Genomic DNA, 13,220 nt, shown 5'->3' with positions numbered 1-13,220 from the left:
AGTGCAGGAAGACCACATCAGGTTATTCTGTGCTTGCTCTTTTTAATTGAAGACAGAGGAGGAAGAACAATTTGATTAAAGCTGTGTTCTTTGATGTGGACGGTACATTGCTGAGCGAAATAGATCGGAGTTTATCACCGCGTACTGCTGAGTCGATCCGGGAATTGATTCGTAAAGGCGTTCAAGTCGTACTCGTCACAGGCAGGCCCTATAATTTATGCGAAGAATTCAGAAATCTCGGAATCGATACAATCATTTCGGCTAATGGGGCATTGATCAAAGCAGGTGATGAAGTGATACATAAGTCTGTACTTTCAGCACAGATGGTTAGAGCATTCAGTGAGTTTGCCGAGTTGCATGGGCACAGTATTTCATATTTTACAGAATCATTTGAGACGAACGGGTTGTGTACAACAGATGGTCGTGTTACTGACGCTTTAAGAGATACGCTTGGACTCATGAATTCCCCGCAGAAAATCAGCACGTTGGAACAGGACGTATATTGCATTTGCTTATATGCGGATGAAGCGGAGACGGAGAAATTCCAGTCCAGATTTCCTTCCTTACGATTCGTGAGATTCCATCCGTATATAGTGAATGTGCTGGAAGCGAGCGAAGTCAGCAAATCTATAGCCGCAGAGAAAGTTCTCGACTACCTGAAGATATCCAGAGAGGATACAATGGCCTTTGGCGATGGGGAGAATGACGTGGATATGCTAGTGTATGCGGGAACCGGAATTGCGATGGGAAATGGCGGAGAACGGATTAAACAAAGCGCTGATTATGTCACCCTGCGGGCAAGTGAAGATGGGGTCTTCCATGCATTGAAGCAATTTAAGATTTTATGAGAATGGATCGGCTAAAAAGATGAAGGATATCCAAATTGTGGATTTTCATGTAGAATGATATAGCACGTATTAAGCCCTAAAGCATAGGGTGTTGATCGAAGGGTGACTTATGAAAAAGGTTGTTATCGTAATCCTGTCTCTTGTCGTACTTGTTGGTGTATCCTCTTCCGCTTATGCTCATCCAGGCAGACTGGATAAGAACGGTGGACATAACTGTTCAGCCAAATCCAAACAAAAGGGTCTGTGTACAGGTTATCACTATCACAAAAAGAAAAAATGAGAATGAGCTGTACAAGATAAACCCGGCCATCGTTCAATGTATGGTTGGGTTTGCATGTGTACCATTGATTTAAAATGATGGAGGCGGTTACACCATGCAGATACAGGAGATATCGGTGTGGAATCATGACGATTTAGTGGCGATGCTGGTCGAAAGCTCCAGTGAGGGGTTCAGACATATCGAGCGATTAATCCATGAATATGAGACAGGAATCAATACATTCGAGCAAGAAGATGAAGCGCTTTTTGAATGCAGAGTGCACGATAAGGTGGTTGGGATCTGCGGTCTGAACAGAGATCCTTATTCTGAAGTGACTGATACCGGAAGAATTCGCAGGCTTTATGTGATGAGAGAATTTCGAAGACATGGGGTTGGGCGCAGGCTGATGGATGCGGTTATTCATAAAGCGGAAAAACATTACGCTCGACTGGTTCTGTACACGGATCAAGCGGTTGCCGGCTCTTTTTATCGCGACTTGGGATTTAGAGAAGTGACGAGTATGGAGAAGATAACGCATGTACTGGAATTGGGGGAGAAGAAAGATGGATCATATTAAAGCCGTTATTTTTGATTTGGACAATACAATTCTGAACAGAACAATGACCTTTGACGGCTTCACGCAGAGTTTGATTAAAACCTATTTTGGTCACCTTGAGTCAACCGAAGATATAAGCAAACGAATTATTGAACTCGACCAGGATGGTTATAAGGACAAACCCCTTCTGTTCAACGAGTTGTTGAATGAACTGCCTTGGGCAGAGTATCCGCCACATGCAGAACTGATGGAGTTCTATGGCAGAGAGTATGTGCGAAGTTCAGTTCTGATGGAACAGGCGCGAGAAGTCGTTCAGCATCTTCGGGGGAAATACCAAACCGGGTTAATCACCAATGGGCAGACCGATATTCAGTATGGAAAAATAGATCAACTCGGTATCCGGGAGGATTACGACCATATTATTGTTTCAGAAGAGGCTGGAGTCAAAAAGCCCGATCCACGCATATTTCAGCTTGCGCTCGATCATTTCGGTCTGAGACCGGAGCAATGCATTTACATTGGCGATCATCCCGTGAACGATATTGAAGGAGCAGCAAGCGTAGGCATGAGCACCATCTGGATGAAGGTCAACCAGCCGTGGCAGGACAGCATTACGTTGGGTCCTTTACATACGATTGAGCATCTAAGTGAGCTGAAGAAACTGCTTTAGAAGGCGGTTATATAAATTGAATTCCTATAATCACAGTCTGGAAAGGGAGGAACATATGGAGATTAGACAGATGGCTACAGCGTTTTTGAGCAATGGTTCAGACATGCTGATGATGAAGAAGGCGGGTAGCAGATTGTTTGATTTTGAATTCTGGGGTGGCATTGGCGGACATCTGGAAAAAGGGGAACTGAACGTACCCATGAGCGCCAGCTATCGGGAGATTGAAGAAGAGACCGGGTTCACGCAAGAGGATGTCGAACAATTTCGGCTTCGATATATTCTGTTGGAAGTTAACGGTGGGGAGATTTGGCAGCAGTTTGTATATTTCGGAGAGACCACGCATCGACATTTTGTGCCCTCGGATGAAGGCGAGTTATTCTGGATACCACTGGATGAGGTGTTGGACTTACATTCGTCTATTCTGATCAAAGCAACGCTTAGGCACTATTTACAACACCCAGGAGCAGAGGACATCTGGGTTGGAAACGTTCAGAGCGGAACAGACCTAAAGGGTACTCCACAGGTAATATGGAACAGAATGCAGGAAACGATATCATTTGAGCCAAAGGGGGTTAATCGATAATGTTGAAATATAGAATGGAAAGAAAAAAATTGAGATGGATAAATTACCTGTTGATCACTGTACTGATTGCTATAATTCTTCCGAGTAGTCATGTAGAGGCAGGCAGCACGATTACAGTGAAAACGAAGGTCCAATATTATAAAGGACAGCCATACATACATCTAACAGGTGGAAATAAATCTGTGACGGATAAACTGAACAAGACATTTAAACTCCACGCAGTGAAAGCAGCTCGCCTGGACAAAGAAGAAAAGAAATCAAACAAAAAATATTTCTACATCACCATGGCCAGTGTAAAATACAATGCAAAAGAAAAGTTATCTGTGGTATATGAAGATCATGTGTACACTGGCGGAGCACATGGAATGGATGCGACAAAATCATATAACTATGATTTAAGAACGGGGAAAGAACTGAAGCTAAGCGAGTATGTCAAAGACGATACTCAGATGGAGAAGGTAGAGAAATCAATCTCCAACAGTCTATTAGCCATGTATAATGCAGGAGTTTCTATTTTTGAAGAAAATATTTATGATTTTCAGCTTGATCAAACATCTGAATTCTTTTTATATGACAAAGGTATCGTCATCCGATTCCACCCTTATGAGGTTGCACCCTACGCTAAAGGGTTTGTAGATATCAAAGTCCCGTTCAGTAAATTCAACCAATAGATTGTTTGCAATAAAAGGCATGATCCAGTTCAATGAGGTCATGTCTTTTTCTATATATACAATCATTCAAAATACTCTAAATAATTTCAATAACTTCGGCTTCTATGTTTCTACATACCGTGTAAATAGCTTAACCCATTCCAAGAAGGAGGTTTTGTTATGAAACGTATGGAAACATGTTTCAGGCTGACCGTAGCAACGTGCACCTGCTATGCCAGCCTGAACGAGCGAACCGGTTTAATTTAGCATAGGGCAGAGGCGATTGTTATGGGTTGTTGGAAGAAACTCATTTTGTCAAACTATGCTGTAATAATTCGATCTTTCGTTTGTCTGTTCCGATGTTCTATAGCCTCCTCATAATCCCCGATTAGTGTATCAAAAATATGCTCCCACGACCGCTGTTCAGCCAGCTTTCTGCCTTCCAGTCCCATTATCCTCAATTGGTTCACGTGATTTCCCCAGAGACATATCTCCCGAATCAGTGCATCAGCCTGACCTGGCTCGAATAATACACCATTGCGGTGGTGGGATACCAGATCCTTTACACCTCCAGCATTGGCCGCCACCACAGGGAGTCCTGAAGCCATCGCTTCCAGTACCACATTGCCAAATGTCTCCGTAGAGGAAGGAAACACAAACAGATCTGCCGAAGCATACATAACAGCAAGTTCTTCGCCATGCATATAACCTGTAAAGGTGACATTGGGTGGGGATTGCAGACGCATTTTCGGGAGAGATGGGCCGTCGCCAATGATGATCCAGTGTACACGGGACTGCATTTCCTGGGGCAACTGCTGCATGGTAGTCGTGAGTGTAGCGATATCTTTTTCCGGGGCAATGCGTCCAACGTAGAGTAGAATAAGGGGAGCGGTGATGTGGTATCGTTCACGGATATCCGAGCTGCGTTTATCAGGGGAGTACAGGTTGCAATCAATCCCGCGAGACCAAAGTTTCAGACGCTGAATGCCTTGGGTTTGCAGGGTGTTTAACGTTTCCTGCGATGGAGTTAGGGTTGCATCACAGGCACGGTGGAACCACTGGATATACTTCCAGTAGAGAGGAATCATACTTTTCAACCGGTAGTATTCGAGATAACGATCGAAGTGGGTATGGTAGGAGACAACATGGGGAAGATGGTGTTTGAGGGCATACCTCAGACCAAGCAACCCCATATTAAAAGGTGTGGCGATATGCAGCAGATCGGGTTGAAAGGTTTGTAGCTGCTTGTGCGTGTCTGCTCTGTTGGGTAGAGCAATGCGGCATTCGGGATACAGAAAAAAAGGGATGTTGGCAACCGATCGGACTTGAGTCTCATGGCTTCCTTCAATGACGGAGTTCGGAGTAAACAGCAGATGTTCAATTCTTCTGCGGTTCAGATGGTTACTCAAGCGGTGGAGCGTGCCAGCAACACCATTGGTTTCCGGAAGATAGGTGTCTGTGAACAAGGCCAGGCGCATCATTACCCCTCCCAAGACTCGTGATGCCAAGATCATAACAGCGGAACATTTTCCAGAGGTCAAGTGCATGTTAACTTGACGATATTCCCTGTAAAATGACTTCGGCACGAACATGTAAACTTCCATAAGTTCAACTTGTATAGCGTATTCTGATATGATGTAATAACGTGTCGGCGTAGTTGAACTTGAAATTTACACGAAACGGAGAGGGCAGAAAAAAACTGAAGAAGCGGAGCTAAAAGCTTTCTGCAAGAAAGCTGCTTCGGAAGCTTACACTTCGCCTTTATCACCGGATTTTACCCTTTAATAAAGGGATTGAAAAAATCTGGGGATAACAGCGATCGGAAGTTTATTCTGACTGCGTAGTGGTCCAGTGTAAAAAACACGTTCAAACTATTTAGACAGAGAGATACAGGAGGCAGAGAAAGATGAACAAGTTACAAGAAGAATTGCAGGAGTTGTTACCACTTGATCAGCTTGAAGAGATGTCAGGTGAAGAAGTGGTGGGGAGTGTTGCCATGGACCTTTATCGGGCTGAATTTTCGACGATTCGAGAAAGTGGGCCGGAACTTCCGCAAGTATTGCGAGATATCATTCTAATCATTGATCTGGATACCGAGCTGTCCATGAACGGGATGACCGGTTTCCTTGAGAATTCCAGCGGACAGTATCTGGGTGAGACGATAACAGCTATGGAGCGGATCGGCAATGATGCAGATGCCGTGATCCTGAAGAAGATAGAGCAGATGTTGTCCGAAAGCGGTGTAACGCACGGGCAATTACGAGATAATGTGAATGGCCTGTCCGAAGATGACATCACGACAAGCCTGCAAACACACGGGGAACAGATTCATGAGGTATTACAGCAGATTGAACTGGAAGCCGCGAATTTGAGCATGCAATCGGATAACGAAGAAAGCTTTGACCTGCTGTATCAATATGTGGACGAAAATAAAGAACGTTTGAAACAGGAGATGCAACACGTTTTGTCTAATTGAGTGGGAAGAGGAGGCAAAATGACAATCATGAACAAACGATTAGCGCTGGAATCCTTTTTGGTTACCTTGTTATTCATCATCGGTTTTGTAGCTTGGAATGTCGTTCAAGGCATGATCATGACCATGAATTATGTACCTGATCTTACAAACACCGCTTCTTCTGTTACCCCATTGCAATCCAAGATTGCTTTTGGAAGCCGTGTTCAATGGGATACAACATCCATGATTATGGCTGTTGTCGGATTTATTTTGCTAGCCGCCGCATATTACGGTCTTCGATCAGGAATGCAACGTTGGACACAGCGTTCTTGATGTTTTATCCGCTTAGAGTCCAAGTTCTGTACTTACTTACGCTGCCTTTGCAGCATATCAATTGAAACTCATTTACAACTGCCCTGAGTCTATTAGACTCAGGGTTTTTACTATGGCGCGTGCCCAGAGGCACGCATGATCTTGTTGGTGAAAGTCCAACCCAAGGAGGGGCCAAGCCACCTTGGTAGCTAGGATGCTTGCATATGGCGAAATCTGTGTGCAAAAGCGCATCGACAAAAGGACCTGTCAGAAACAGGGCGAGCAACAAGCCAGGCCGTAACATGAAGTGAATCCTGCCGCGTCGTCAAAAAGGCCCTGCAAGGGGGAAAAGAAGGTGCCGAGTCTCGGTCATATAGATGAAGGCCAAGGAAGCTGTGCAGAACTTGGAACAACAGTGAAGAACCTTCCGGCGTAAAGGGAGCGGCATGGCTTGAAAGATCATGCAGTGAACTGGGGAGACCCTCCCCCACACGGATTTTTTTTTTTTAGGAATTCGTAAAGAGATGCTCTATAAGTCCAAAAGACGAAGTGAAACGTCTGTGGGAAGGGAGTCCGAGGGGCTCATAGTACCGAAGAACCCAAGGACAACATAACCTTGGGGAGGGAAGGAGCCCTGCTTTGTTTATGCTTTTGGAGGAGGTACGAGTGAGTGAATGCCAATCGGCTAACAACACCAAAGGAAAAAGTTCAACAACTCCAAGAAAAGCTAGGTCATGTGGCCAAGGAGAACAGCAAGCGTAAATTCCATGCCTTGTACGACAAAGTCTACCGGGGAGATGTTTTGTGCGAAGCCTGGAGACGAGTGAAAGCGAACAAGGGAGCAGCAGGAGTAGATGCCATGACGCTGGCAGATGTGGAGGAACAAGGAGAAATGAACTTCCTTAAGGACTGCGAACGAGCGTTGAAAGAAGGCAACTACCATCCGCAGCCTGTACGGCGGCACTATATCCCCAAGAAAGATGGGAAGCAAAGGCCGCTGGGCATACCCACCGTGCGCGACCGAGTCATACAGATGGCAACGAAACTGGTAATTGAACCCATCTTTGAAGTGGATTTTGAGGACGTATCCTTCGGATTTCGCCCAAAACGAAGTGCGAAAGGAGCGCTGGAACGAATTCGGAAAGCCTGCAACCGCAAAGGGAATTGGGTAGTCGACGTCGATATCCAAGGTTACTTCGATAACATTAATCAAGAGAAGCTTATGAAATTGGTGCAGATGCGCATCAACGACAGGCGGATACTGAAATTAATACGGAAGTGGCTTCAGGCGGGAGTGATGGAAGAAGGAAACGTAAGGCGCTCCGATTTAGGAACGCCGCAAGGTGGTGTGATCTCACCGCTTCTGGCGAATATCTATCTGAACTATTTTGACCGACTATGGGAGAAACATGGAAGAGGTCTGGGAGAACTGACAAGGTATGCAGACGACTTTGTAGTCATCTGTAAAACCAAAAAGGACGCCGAGCATGCGTATGAACACATAGGCAAAATTATGGAACGTCTGGAGCTAACCCTGCACCCGACCAAAACTCGCATTGTAGGTCTATGGACAGGAAACGAGGGATTCGACTTCTTAGGAATGCACCACCGAAAAACGAAAGCAGAAACGTCGCAAGGGAAGGTATATTACACCACACAGCAATGGCTAACCAAAAAGGCGGAAGAACGAATTCGTGGAGTCATTAAAGAGCGATTATCCCCACCGAGTATGCGATCTAGATCGTTTGCGGAACATGTGAAATGGCTCAATCCGAAAATTCAAGGGTGGAGAAACTATTACTACACGAGTTACAGCCAAAAGAGACTAGCTAAGCTGGATTGGTATATGTTGCAACGGTTAACACGGTGGTACGCGAAGAAGAGACAACGCAGAAAATGGATGGGTTCAATAGCTGAGGTTAAGTACATCGCCAGTCAATATGAATTAAAAACGCTATTGTAATCTGCATGCCCATGAATGACAAACATCGGAAAGCCGTATGAGGGAAAACCTCACGTACGGTTTGATGAGGAGAGGCTGGGTTTTGCCCAGCCTTTTACTCTAGTAATGTTTTTCCGCTTCGAAGGGGAAATTTTCTAGATCCAAGGTCAAGGAAGAATCCGTTACAATGATCTTGTAAGCGCTTATCGTTTTGGATAGAGAGAGGAGGAGAGACAGAGATCATGATTACAACCAATCAGATTTATCTCGATCAGACATTGCATAGTAAAGAGGATGTATTTGATTTTATATCTGCGGAGGCAGAGCGTTACAGCATCACTACAAACCGTGCACAACTTGCGGCTGATCTGTGGGAACGCGAACGTGTCTACTCCACCGGACTTCAGGATCACTTTGCGATTCCCCATACCCAGAGTGAAGTTGTAACACGTCCGGCAGTGATGGTCATTCGATTGCGGGAGCCCATTGATTGGGAATCTCATGACGGCAAGCCGGTAAAATATATTTTTGCCATCCTTGTGCCTAAAGGTCATGTAGACGTATCCCATCTGCAAATTATCTCTTCACTTGCCACCTTATTGCTGGAAGATTCATTCAAAGAGGCCATCGCAGAAGCGGTGCAACCGGAAGATGTATATACGTTGCTTCATCAATATACGGAAGGACTGGTGTCATAATGAAAATCGTAGGTGTAACGTCATGTATCGCAGGTCTAGCCCATACCCCGATGGCCGCCAAAGCATTGGAGAAAGCAGCTCAGCAACTGGGTTATGAGATCAAAGTGGAACAACAGGGAGCTATGGGACAAGTCAATAAGCTGACGGAAGAAGATATTGCTGCAGCAAATTTTGTACTGATTGCAGCGGATCAAACGGTGAAGGACATGGATCGGTTTGGCGATAAAAAAGTCGTACGTGTCAAAATCGGTCATGCCGTAAGTCAGGCAGAAGCGGTATTAACCAAAGCTGTTGAGGCTGTGAACGCACAAGCTTAACCCCACCTTCCACATGAGGAGAGAGTACGATGAGAAAATGGTTTGGTGAAGCAAAAACACATCTAATGACAGGTATCTCCTATCTGCTGCCCGTCATTATCGCGGGTTCCCTGGTCGTTGCCATCTGTAAAATTATCGCACTATCAATGGGTATTACTGATCTTGATCCGTACAAAGATGGAAGCGGATTCTTGCATATTTTATATCTCGTGCAAAATGTAGGATGGAGCGGCATCGGACTATTGACGATTGTCCTGTCCGGTTACATTGCCTACTCCATTGCTGACAAACCTGCGCTGGCCGCAGGTCTGATCGGCGGGGTGCTGGCACAGCAGACCAACGCTGGTTTCTTGGGCGCATTAATCTCCGGTTTTTTTGCCGGATACATCACCTTGTGGGTCAAAAACAAAGTTAAGATTACAGGTCCGGCCGCTGGCTCGGTACCGTTAATCATTTTACCGCTGATTACCGTAGGTTTAACCGGATTTCTGATGGCAGTCATTTTGGGTGGCCCGCTGGGCGCGCTGAATGAGTATCTCATTGCTTGGGTTCAAAACATGAGCCAGAGCGGAACCAATACGGTTGTGCTTGCCATTATTCTGGGGGCAATGATTGGATTCGATCTCGGCGGACCCGTCAACAAAGCGGCATGGATGGCAGGAAATGCCCTGTTCCTGTCCGGTGTCTATCTGCCGAATATTTTCATTAATATTGCCATCTGCATTCCGCCGCTTGGTTATGGTTTGGCAACATTGCTGATGAAGAAACGTTTTTCCAAAACCTATCAGGAAGCGGGAAAAGGTGCAGTGATTATGGGTGTGATCGGTATCACGGAAGGTGCAATTCCGTTCACACTGCGTAACCCTGCCAAAATGATTCTGGTCAACATGTTTGCCTGTGCAACGGGCGCTGCCTTGACTGCACTGCTGGGAGCACATATCATCATGCCACCAATTGGCGGCTTATATGGAGCTGTGTCAGTAGGTACCCCAATCGCGTACCTTGCCGGAGGCATTGTCGGCGCACTGATCGTGGCGGGTGGCACCATGTTGGTGAACTTCCGCGATGAAGAAGAGAAACAGCCTGCCAAGACTCAGGAAGCTTCAGTGAAGAAAAACGGGGAAGAAATAGAACTCGTTTTTGACTAAAAGTACATGTTCAAAAAGATCGGTTTTCAGTATCTTGAACAACCTTTAAAAAGCATCTGGAGGGATATAGAGATATGAGTGAAAGAAATCGTACCAAAGTACATGTGATTCCACATACACACTGGGACCGGGAATGGTATTTTACGACCTCCCGTTCCAAAGTGTATCTTGTCAAACACGTGAAGGAAGTATTGGGTGCACTAGAGAATATCGATGGATTCCATTATTACCTGCTGGATGCACAAGGCTCGCTGCTGGATGATTACATCCGCTGGTGTCCCGAAGATGAGGAACGGATCCGCCAACTGGTTACAGCCAAACGACTGATGACTGGACCCTGGTATACACAGACGGATCAATTGGTGATTTCCAGTGAATCCATGGTCCGAAACCTGTATTATGGTATGAAAACAGCACAAAAGTACGGACATGCGATGAAGGTTGGTTATGTTCCGGATGCATTTGGACAATCGGCACAGATGCCGCAGATCTATCGGGAGTTTGGCATTGAACGTTTCCTGTTCTGGCGTGGTGTCTCGGATAATACGAATCCACATACCGAGTTTACGTGGGAAGGGTCGGATGGCAGTCGTGTATTTGCTGTACAGATGCCATTCGGGTATTACTACGGTGGTAACATTCCGGAAAATGAAGAAGATCTGATCCCTTATCTGGAGAAACAGATTGGTGCGCTGGAACGCAAAGCCTCCACCAAACATATCTATTTCCCCAATGGGTTTGATCAGGCGCCTGTGCGATTGAATCTGCCGGAGTTGATTAAACGGTTCAATGCACTGGATACAGAACGCGAATATGTGATGAATGAACCGGAACGTTTTCTGGCGGAGATCGAAGCGGATAGTCAGGATCTGCCTGTACTTCGGGGTGAATTAATGGAAGCCAAGCACATGCGGATTCACAAGTCCATTTTTTCCACCCGTGCGGATCTCAAGCAACAGAATAACCGAATTGAGAATCTGATTGCTAACACGCTAGAACCTGTACTTGCGATTAGCCATTCTCTCGGACATGACTACCCGCATCGTATTGTGGAGGATATCTGGAAGCTGTTGTTTGAGAATGCGGCACATGACAGCATCGGTGGTTGTAACAGTGATACAACCAATCAGGACGTTGCGTTTCGTTACAAACAGGCCTATGATATCGCACTCAATCTGCTCGACCTGCATATGCGGATGATTGCTTCAACGATACAGCAGGAGGAGACATTTGCGTTCACCCTGTTCAACACGCTACCGTATGTGCGAGGCGGGGTTACTGAGATTGAAGCTTATATTCCGGAAGAATCCTTTGTCATTCGGGATACGAAGGGATGCGAGCTGGATTACACCATTGTAGAAAAAGCAGATCAGACCGATTATGTGCTTGGACAACACATTGACCTGAATCCAAGTCGCAAAGTGCATCTGCCAGAACGCGTATATCGCGCGAAGCTGCTGGTGGAATTGCAAGAAGTTCCGGCTATGGGCTACACCCAGATTGTTTTTGATTTCAGTCAGGGCGCTACACCTGTTATTGAGCGGCGTAACGGAGACACGATTGAAAATGAACATTTCAGCATTGCGCTGCAAGCAAACGGCACCTTGCAAATTACAGATAAGCGATCTGGCCAAGTGTATGCGGATCAAATGGTCTTCGAAGATAACGGGGATGACGGAGATTCCTACAATTATTCTCCTCCCGAGCGGGATCTGATTGTTTCTTCGGCAGGTAGCCAGATGAGTGCAACGACCACCCAAACGTCTGTATCTCAGACACTATCCCTGCGTTTCACGCTGGATGTCCCCTACGATCTGGAAGAGCGCGCCGCAGGCATCACGTCGGGAGCATTGCCAATGCAAGTGGAGATATCTCTTCGCAAAGGAGAGAATCTGATCCGTTTCCAGGTTCAGGTGCAGAATGAGGTGTTCAGCCACCGTCTGCGTGTCCTTTTTGATACAGGAATTGCTTCCGCCCTATCCATTGCAGATCAACCGTTTGGAGTCATTGCTCGTCCAACCTCATTGCCAGAAGTGGAAGTATGGGAGCGCGAACAGTGGCAGGAGAAACCGATCACTATTGAAGCGATGCAGAGTTATGCCGGATTGAACAATGGTTCGCATGGTATGGCTGTGATGACGGAAGGTGTACGTGAGTACGAGATTGTTGGCGAGCAAATGGATACCATTGCCCTGACCTTGTTCCGCACATTCGGTTTCATGGGTAAGGAAAATCTCTTGTATCGTCCCGGACGGGCCTCCGGTGAGAAAATTGTGACAACACCTGACGCGCAATTGCTCGGCGAGCTCTCCTTTACCTTTGGCCTGCATATCCAGACTTCTGGATTCGACGAAGCGAATGTGGCCCGTGCTGCGCGTGAATATTTGACACCGATCAGCAGTTATCAGCAATGCGACTTTTTGAACGGACGTCTGATCTTTGCTTTCCGCGATGAGGAACGTGTTCTTGATACAGACTACAGCCTCATGTCGTTCAGCGACGATTCCAACGTGGTGTTAAGCAGTTTCAAGAAAGCAGAGCAGAGTGAGGGTTACATTGTACGTGTCTTCAATCCATATTTGGCGCAGTCTGCAAACGTGAACATACACTTTAATCAACCTGTACATGCAGAGCGTGTATCTCTTGGTGAACAACCCCTGGAGCCTCAGCAGAGGTTAACCGATGGAGAAGAGGTAGTTCGTTTGCCGGAACTCGCACATTGTAAATTGATGACGGTACTTGTATCGATATAAGGTGGGCTTTAGTTTGACACAATCCTGAT

The 13,220-nt window shown here is 46.1% G+C and carries 14 protein-coding genes; 13 read left to right on the top strand and 1 reads right to left on the bottom strand.

Annotated elements, in window-relative coordinates:
• Positions 1–71 precede the first annotated feature (71 nt).
• The 6 genes from MHI01_RS10405 to MHI01_RS10380 all read left to right on the top strand — a co-directional run bounded on the left by MHI01_RS10405 (position 72) and on the right by MHI01_RS10380 (position 3,587).
• The gene (locus MHI01_RS10405; protein ID WP_339188779.1) at positions 72–848 is read left to right on the top strand and encodes a Cof-type HAD-IIB family hydrolase; all 777 of its coding nucleotides are present in this window, start codon (positions 72–74) and stop codon (positions 846–848) included.
• Positions 849–957: 109 nt separating this feature from the next.
• On the top strand, positions 958–1,128 hold the full coding sequence (locus MHI01_RS10400; RefSeq protein ID WP_094030640.1) for a YHYH domain-containing protein: 171 nt from the start codon (positions 958–960) through the stop codon (positions 1,126–1,128).
• A gap of 94 nt (positions 1,129–1,222) precedes the next feature.
• Positions 1,223–1,684 carry a GNAT family N-acetyltransferase gene (locus MHI01_RS10395; RefSeq protein WP_340983058.1) on the top strand — a complete coding sequence of 154 codons (462 nt, stop codon included), beginning with the start codon at positions 1,223–1,225 and terminating at the stop codon, positions 1,682–1,684.
• On the top strand, positions 1,671–2,333 hold the full coding sequence (locus MHI01_RS10390) for an HAD family hydrolase (RefSeq protein WP_315370619.1): 663 nt from the start codon (positions 1,671–1,673) through the stop codon (positions 2,331–2,333). The genes MHI01_RS10395 and MHI01_RS10390 overlap by 14 nt, the downstream gene beginning before the upstream one ends.
• A 55-nt stretch (positions 2,334–2,388) precedes the next feature.
• Positions 2,389–2,916: an NUDIX domain-containing protein gene (locus MHI01_RS10385; RefSeq protein ID WP_340903101.1), complete on the top strand. Its 528-nt coding sequence runs from the start codon at positions 2,389–2,391 to the stop codon at positions 2,914–2,916.
• Positions 2,916–3,587: a DUF3298 and DUF4163 domain-containing protein gene (locus MHI01_RS10380; RefSeq protein ID WP_127544625.1), complete on the top strand. Its 672-nt coding sequence runs from the start codon at positions 2,916–2,918 to the stop codon at positions 3,585–3,587. The genes MHI01_RS10385 and MHI01_RS10380 overlap by 1 nt, the downstream gene beginning before the upstream one ends.
• Before the next feature lie 299 nt (positions 3,588–3,886).
• Here MHI01_RS10380 and MHI01_RS10375 read toward each other — a convergent pair whose 3' ends face one another.
• Positions 3,887–5,044, bottom strand: coding sequence for a glycosyltransferase family 4 protein (locus MHI01_RS10375; RefSeq protein ID WP_340983057.1), 1,158 nt, complete (start codon positions 5,042–5,044; stop codon positions 3,887–3,889).
• A 428-nt stretch (positions 5,045–5,472) separates the two neighbouring features.
• On the opposite strand from MHI01_RS10375, the gene MHI01_RS10370 reads away from it, so the two are divergent.
• The 7 genes from MHI01_RS10370 to mngB all read left to right on the top strand — a co-directional run bounded on the left by MHI01_RS10370 (position 5,473) and on the right by mngB (position 13,191).
• Positions 5,473–6,042, top strand: coding sequence for a DMP19 family protein (locus MHI01_RS10370; protein WP_047842190.1), 570 nt, complete (start codon positions 5,473–5,475; stop codon positions 6,040–6,042).
• Positions 6,043–6,069: 27 nt separating this feature from the next.
• The gene (locus tag MHI01_RS10365; protein WP_143781374.1) at positions 6,070–6,354 is read left to right on the top strand and encodes a hypothetical protein; all 285 of its coding nucleotides are present in this window, start codon (positions 6,070–6,072) and stop codon (positions 6,352–6,354) included.
• 649 nt (positions 6,355–7,003) lie between these two features.
• Positions 7,004–8,296, top strand: a complete 1,293-nt coding sequence (gene ltrA / locus MHI01_RS10360; RefSeq protein ID WP_036669585.1) for a group II intron reverse transcriptase/maturase — start codon at positions 7,004–7,006, stop codon at positions 8,294–8,296.
• A gap of 221 nt (positions 8,297–8,517) precedes the next feature.
• Positions 8,518–8,973 (top strand): PTS sugar transporter subunit IIA, encoded by a 456-nt coding sequence (locus MHI01_RS10355; RefSeq protein WP_076209284.1) that lies wholly within the window; start codon positions 8,518–8,520, stop codon positions 8,971–8,973.
• Positions 8,973–9,290, top strand: a complete 318-nt coding sequence (locus MHI01_RS10350) for a PTS fructose transporter subunit IIB (RefSeq protein ID WP_017689749.1) — start codon at positions 8,973–8,975, stop codon at positions 9,288–9,290. Before MHI01_RS10355 ends, MHI01_RS10350 begins: the two co-directional genes overlap by 1 nt.
• A 29-nt stretch (positions 9,291–9,319) precedes the next feature.
• Positions 9,320–10,438, top strand: a complete 1,119-nt coding sequence (locus tag MHI01_RS10345) for a PTS fructose transporter subunit IIC (protein WP_036610325.1) — start codon at positions 9,320–9,322, stop codon at positions 10,436–10,438.
• Between the two features lie 74 nt (positions 10,439–10,512).
• Positions 10,513–13,191, top strand: a complete 2,679-nt coding sequence (gene mngB, locus MHI01_RS10340) for a mannosylglycerate hydrolase (protein ID WP_340983056.1) — start codon at positions 10,513–10,515, stop codon at positions 13,189–13,191.
• The last annotated feature ends 29 nt before the right edge of the window (positions 13,192–13,220 follow it).

It is taken from the genome of Paenibacillus sp. FSL M7-0656 (genome assembly GCF_038003225.1).
Taxonomy (GTDB): Bacteria; Bacillota; Bacilli; order Paenibacillales; family Paenibacillaceae; genus Paenibacillus; species Paenibacillus amylolyticus.
The sequence above is the reverse complement of the archived record's forward strand: the minus strand, read 5'-3'. Positions and strand labels throughout refer to the sequence as shown.